This is a genomic window from Bradyrhizobium sp. (assembly GCF_035570375.1).
In the GTDB taxonomy this organism is placed as follows: Bacteria; Pseudomonadota; Alphaproteobacteria; order Rhizobiales; family Xanthobacteraceae; genus Bradyrhizobium.
On the sequence record NZ_DATMLW010000214.1, the window covers coordinates 1 to 5732 of the forward strand.

Here is a 5732-nt window from a genome sequence, read left to right on the forward strand (position 1 = left end):
TATCAGTTCCGCGGCGCCGATCTCGGCGATGAACTCGGCGCCCGGATTGGTCTTTGGGTCGGTGGTGTAGAGCCCGTCGACGTCCTTCAATAGGATGACCGAGCGCGCCCCGAACACCTCGCCGACGAGGTAGGACCCGGCGTCGCTGCCGTGCGGCGGGATCTTGCCGATCGCCGGCGGATGCTCCCACAGATCGTAAGGCGGAATGCCGTTGAACACCGCGCCGCGCGCAGCCGCCAGCATAGCTGGGAGCAGTTGCACGATGAACGGCGCCTCGAGGTAGACGAAACCGCTATCGGCGAGCAGGCACGCCACCATGTAGGCGTTCTGCGCCGACGACTTGGCAGCGAGCGTGGCGAGCGCCCCGGTTGGCAGACCGAGGTCGAGCCCGACCGCAAAAATATGCCGTGCCCGCACACCCGGGCCGACGCCAACCACCTGCGTATGCTCGTCCTGATTGGCGACGATCTCGTCGAGCAGGGGCAGCACGGCTTCACGCCCGCGATCCATGATCGACAGGCCGCCGATCTGGATGACGTTGAGCTTCGGCAGGATGGCACGGACGGGCGCCTCAGTGCCCGCAATTACCTTTTTGTCGACGAGGGATTCGCGCATCAGCCGCGAAACCACGTGCTGCGCGGCTTGGCTTGCGCTCATACCACGTCTCCCCGTCGAATCTCGGCGTTGTAGATGATGGTTCCCACCGGTTCGCCGTCCAGCGCAGCGGTCAACTGGCCGGGCTTCAAGCCGTTGACGAACTGGATCTCGCTGATGTTGCGCGCGGTCAGCATAAGCTCCAACACAGCGCGCTCGACCACCAGGTCATTCAAATCCTGTCGCAGCAACTCCTGCACACTAATGCGCGGGATGTGGCGAGCGGCCGGATCCTTTTTCGGGTCGGCGGTGTAGAGGCCATCCTCGTCTTTCGCGTAGATCATCTTTCTCGCGCCGAACACTTCGGCGATCAGGAAGCAGCCGGTGTCGGTGCGCTGCGGCGGAATGCGCCCGATCTCGGGGTTTTCCTCCCACAATTTGTAGGGCGGCATGCCCTGACAGATCACGGCGCCGCGTTCCATCAGGTAGTGCGGCAGCGACGGGAAGCCCTCCGGCTCGAGAAAGGCGATACCGTGTTTCGCGAGCAAGTATTGCAGCATCTGCGCGTTCTGCCATGCGACCGCGGTGCCGAGCACGGTCAGGACGCCGACCGGCATGCCGAGATCGATGGCAAGGCTGTAGACGTGGCGGGCGCGGGTGCCGGCGCCGGTACCCAGGATCATCTTGTGATGCGGCAGGTTGGCGACGATTTCGTCGATCAACGGCATCACTGCGCTGCGTCCGCGATCCATGATGCTCTGGCCGCCGATCTTGACCACGTTCACCCACGGCAGGATCGCGAGGTTGGGTGTCGACTCGGTGGCGCGCTGCAGTGTGGCGTCGCTGAGCGATCCGCTTGCCAGGCGTTGCCCGAGTTCGGTCAGCATGGCGTTCTGTACGGGGTCCGGCATTCAGTGCGCCATCCCTGGCTGGAGGCGGTAAATCATCAGGTCGAACCGGAAGGGTTCGACAGACACGGCATCGAGGGAGCCGAAGGTCGCGACAGCCCACTCACGCAGGCGCAGCATCGCGATATTCTGGACCGGTGGCGGCAAAACGGAAAATCGCGCGCCCGTGGCGTGACGCTCCAGGAAGGCGCGCGGCGTTCGTTCGGCCGCCCATGCAGCGGCGGTCACGGTGCGGCTGTCGTGCGCGTTGCCGGCGAGCCAGTTCAGGGCATCGTCGCTCCACTTTTCCCGGTAGGGATGGACGCCCGCCGCGTCAAGCGATCCGGCGAGGTGCTGCCTCATGCAGGCGTCAATGCCGTTGTCCGGTGCAACAGTGCGGCCGAAAATCAGACAGCCGGCGGGCTGTAGCACGCGGCCTGCTTCCGCGATCAACCTACGCCCATCGCGTGCGGCACTCAGCACCTGCATCAGCAGCACGGCATCGAAGCTCGCGTCAGCAAGCGGCAGTCGCTCTCCGTCAGCTTGCACCAGACGGGCCGGCGCGCCGTTCCACTCGGCTCGTCCCGTGAATTCGCGCAGCATCCCAAGTGAGAAGTCGACGCCAATATAGTCGTCGCCCGCGGCCACGAACGGCCAGCCGATCCGCCCCGCGCCGGCGCCGATATCAAGGAGACGCGGCCTCGGCACGCCGCCGGCAGCGGCCATCACAGAGGCGCGGATCGCCTCCGCAACGCCATCAGGCAGGGCACGATGGCGATCGAAGCTCGGCGCCGCCGCGTCATATGCGGACATGATGGCTGTCCCTCCGTCGGCACCGAAACCGGGTCGCCCGTCGTCGCCCGCCCGCCGAACGCGCCGGCTGGTGTTTCGCAGTTGCTCGCTAATGGTGCTGAACCATCAACCTGGGCGGCGGGATCACTTCGACGGTGAACATCATGCCGCGGTCCTCGTGGATCAGGATATGGCAATGCATGACATAAACGCCATGGTAGTCTACGAAGCGGCTGCGCATCTTGAAGTAGCCGGGTATGACCTTTTGTTGCTCCACGCGAGCCGACGGTATGGCAAAGGTGTCCCACCAGATCAGATTGGATTGCGGCGGCTGCGCCCCGCAGGCGCCGGCCACCGACCAGGTGTTTGCATTCGCAAGGTCAAGAAAACACTGACGCATCCGGAAGAGATTCTGCGGATCGCTTAGCTTGGCCTTATCCGTGACATAGCGCGGTACCGGAACTGTTTTGCAATGAGTCCCGTCGTTGAGCTTGTCGCATTCGCCTTGGGTCATAATCTTCGTTTGGCCATTTGTATCAGTCACCTGCAGCTGAGTTAACAACGTACCGGTCTCCGGGTTGACCAAATTCTCATTGGGATCGAACACCTCGGTGATCTGGTACGGGTTGATGTGAATGTGTAACGGATGATCGATTGGGCCTGGCGCGTTCGTTGTGTTCTCGATTGTCCATTCCTCCGCAGCGCCCAGCGTGACGTGCACGTTTGCCTCTCCTTTACTATCTTCGAATTGGACGTTGTTGATCGTGTGCTGCGCCTTGCTTTGCGGAACCTTCGAATCGAAGATGAATTTTCTCGTGACGTAGTTGCTGCGGGCCAATTCCTCGTCGGTGATGTCGGCGAGGAATTTGGGCTGATTTGGAGCCTTGCCTTCTGGGGGAAACGGCATTGGCGCCTGCACCGGCTCGCCGTTGTATGTGACCGGATCGCCGGACACTTCGACCGTCATCAGCAGCGTTCCCGGCGCCTGATCGTTCACGTTCGGGTGGACCGGCGTCGGCTTGACTTGGCTGCGAGCCATGACCGCCTGAATCTCGACTTTGAACTCACGCGGCGTCATCGGCGCCTGAACCAGCAGGTCCACGCGATTGGCTGGCGCCATGTAGAATGGCGTGTTCTGGTTCTGTGGGCTTGCGTAAGTCGGCCGGGCGAATTGCACCCCGTCCTGCGCCAGTTGCCGCCATTGCAAGCCTCCGGGCGCCATGAAATAGGCGGCGCTGCGCGACGACGAGTTCACGATGCGCCAGAGCTGGACTTCTCCGGGCTGCATGTGCGCCTTGGGACCGACCCGACCATTGACCGCGAAGGGGACGCCGGCTGGGCCCGCCGGGCCCGTCCCGGCACCCGAAAGCATATTTGGCGTGGTCCCAAGCTGGTTGAGAACCAACACCGGCTGCGAGCGCGTATTCCAGGGCTTGGATTCGCCGCCGCGCTTGACGCCATAGCTCGCATACAAGGCATTGAGGTCGTCGTCGTACTGGCCTTCGATGACGAAGGCGCCGGTCATGCCGTTCATCACGTTGATCGCAGTGGAGCCGTGCTTGTGCGCATGATACCAATGGGTTCCCGGTGCCTGGCCCATGCGGAGATCGCCCTTGTCCACAGGCTCGGCTCCCGGCTTGTACGGCAGCGCAAAGCAGTACGGAACCACGCCAATGTAATACTGCGGCCAGCCGTCATGAATGAGCTCCTCGTCCTTGTCCCATATCGTCTGGTCGGGGTGCTTGGCCTGGTAGGCCTTCAACAAGTCGGTCTGTTTTTGGATCCAATCATTCGGGATGTCGCTCCAACGACGCGGCCACTGATTCGATGGGTGGTCTTTTAGCTGCGCGGTGCAATCCTTGAAGAACTGTTCTAAGCCGACCATCGCGTCCGTCGGCTTTGTCGTCAGGTCGCCAGCGTTGTCGCGCGGCAAAGGGAGGATTTGCAGGAACACATCGTCTCCGGTCGCATCGGGGTTGGTGTGCGTCCCGTGGTAATGAATATTGGCCGTGCTGGAGGCGTGCAGACAGTTCGGAAAGATGTCAAACGCCCCACCACCCGTCCCCGGATACTGCGCGCCCCCCTTGCCGACTTGCATGCAGCCGTTTGGACCGAGGACGACGTTCCTGTCGAAGCGGTTCGCATCGACCGTGTTGACGAAGGTGAGCTGCACGAGGTCTCCGACGCGCGCCCGCAAGGTCGGTCCGGGCACGGGATTAAGCAAATCGTTTGAAGGCGGCAATGGCAGCCCGGGCCGGTAGATCCGCACCAATTGCTGCGGGCAATTCGCGTTCCCTGCGGCAGTCGGGGGCAGGCGCTGAAACTCTTCTGCCAGGCTGATGATGCCCTTGAGCACGCCGTCGGACGCGTCGATCTCGGGCGGCATGACGAGGTCTTGTCCCGCGGGAAGGCACGGGACGGTCGGGCTGGTTGCCTCGCTTGCGGGGGGAGGCGTAAACGCGGGAGGATTATTCTGCGCATAAGCAAACGAAATGGCCCCCGACGCTAGGGCGGCCCCAACGATAAGCAACGCGATCCGGCCGCGCATTCTCCGGGCCGGGCGGCGACCTGACGCTTCGGTTCGAAAAATAGTTGCGGTGCGGCGGAGCGTGGGGTCAGGGCCAATCATGGATTCACCCCCTTTGAACGAAGAAGAAGAAGCTGTGCTTGGCGGATCCGCGCCGTTGCCCATCAATCCAAGGCGCGGCGGCGGACGCCGCAGGCAGCGATGCAGGAGATCACGCTTTGACGTTAGACGACCACAATCCAGGCGTCCGGTGGGTCCGGTGTTGGCGCCGCGCTCTGCCGAACCCAAGAATATCCGACTGTCTGCGTGACATTGAAGATCGGGTTAGAGACGTCTCCGGCCGGAATTGGATCGCACAGGAAAACACCCTCCGGTTGGATCGACTTCAGCGTGATCTCTTGGTTAGTCCGGTTATTCCACGTCACGTTGTCGCCGGAATTCACCCCGAGCGGTTGACCAGCCGTTGCGCCCGGGACGTCAGGCTTGAAGGTGATCGCGCCGTCGTGCTGGTTGATAGTAATTGACCACGAGCTCGCCATGATAGATCTCCCGTTTGGAGCATAATTCTGCGCAAAACGATCAGTGGCTGTATCATCGAAGCGGCCTCGGCGCTCCCCAGCCTCGAATTTGGATCAGTTGACGATAACCGTTCCCTTCATGAACGGATGGATTTGGCAATGGTATGCGACCGAACCACTCGCGCTGAACGTGTGCGAAAATGTGGCTTGCGGCTTTATGTGTCCGCTACTTGGAAATTCGCTTTTGTCGGGAGTGACCGTATGGTCCATCGTCATTTGGTTAGTCCACTCGACGGTGTCGCCGGTGGAGATTGTGACGCTAGCCGGATTAAATGCCATGTTATTTATGGTAACTTTGTGGCTCTCCGCCATCTTTTCCTCCCTTGCTGGCACATGCTACATCGGGCTTGCCGC

At 61.9% G+C, this 5732-nt stretch carries 6 protein-coding genes; all 6 read right to left on the reverse strand.

Annotated features, from left to right (window positions below):
* Nucleotides 1-657: hypothetical protein (locus VNX23_RS23660; RefSeq protein ID WP_325633996.1), on the reverse strand; the 657-nt coding region annotated here is incomplete at its 3' end.
* On the reverse strand, nucleotides 654-1481 hold the full coding sequence (locus VNX23_RS23665; RefSeq protein WP_325633997.1) for a uridine kinase: 828 nt from the start codon (nucleotides 1479-1481) through the stop codon (nucleotides 654-656). The genes VNX23_RS23660 and VNX23_RS23665, both read right to left, overlap by 4 nt.
* A 24-nt stretch (nucleotides 1482-1505) precedes the next feature.
* Entirely contained in the window at nucleotides 1506-2294 is a 789-nt protein-coding gene (locus VNX23_RS23670; protein ID WP_325633998.1) for a class I SAM-dependent methyltransferase, read from the reverse strand.
* 88 nt (nucleotides 2295-2382) lie between these two features.
* Nucleotides 2383-4659 carry a multicopper oxidase domain-containing protein gene (locus VNX23_RS23675; RefSeq protein ID WP_325633999.1) on the reverse strand — a complete coding sequence of 759 codons (2277 nt, stop codon included), beginning with the start codon at nucleotides 4657-4659 and terminating at the stop codon, nucleotides 2383-2385.
* Nucleotides 4660-5024: 365 nt separating this feature from the next.
* On the reverse strand, nucleotides 5025-5339 hold the full coding sequence (locus tag VNX23_RS23680; protein WP_325634000.1) for a hypothetical protein: 315 nt from the start codon (nucleotides 5337-5339) through the stop codon (nucleotides 5025-5027).
* A 93-nt stretch (nucleotides 5340-5432) separates the two neighbouring features.
* The gene (locus tag VNX23_RS31120) at nucleotides 5433-5690 is read right to left on the reverse strand and encodes a plastocyanin/azurin family copper-binding protein (RefSeq protein WP_414643065.1); all 258 of its coding nucleotides are present in this window, start codon (nucleotides 5688-5690) and stop codon (nucleotides 5433-5435) included.
* Nucleotides 5691-5732: the final 42 nt, after the last annotated feature.

What these genes read in the sequence shown, in the direction of transcription:
- VNX23_RS23665 (WP_325633997.1), bottom strand. Translation starts at nt 1,481, where the DNA reads ATGCTGACCGAACTCGGGCAACGCCTGGCAAGCGGATCGCTCAGCGAC.
- VNX23_RS23670 (WP_325633998.1), bottom strand. Translation starts at nt 2,294, where the DNA reads ATGTCCGCATATGACGCGGCGGCGCCGAGCTTCGATCGCCATCGTGCC.
- VNX23_RS23675 (WP_325633999.1), bottom strand. Translation starts at nt 4,659, where the DNA reads ATGCCGCCCGAGATCGACGCGTCCGACGGCGTGCTCAAGGGCATCATC.
- VNX23_RS23680 (WP_325634000.1), bottom strand. Translation starts at nt 5,339, where the DNA reads ATGGCGAGCTCGTGGTCAATTACTATCAACCAGCACGACGGCGCGATC.
- VNX23_RS31120 (WP_414643065.1), bottom strand. Translation starts at nt 5,690, where the DNA reads ATGGCGGAGAGCCACAAAGTTACCATAAATAACATGGCATTTAATCCG.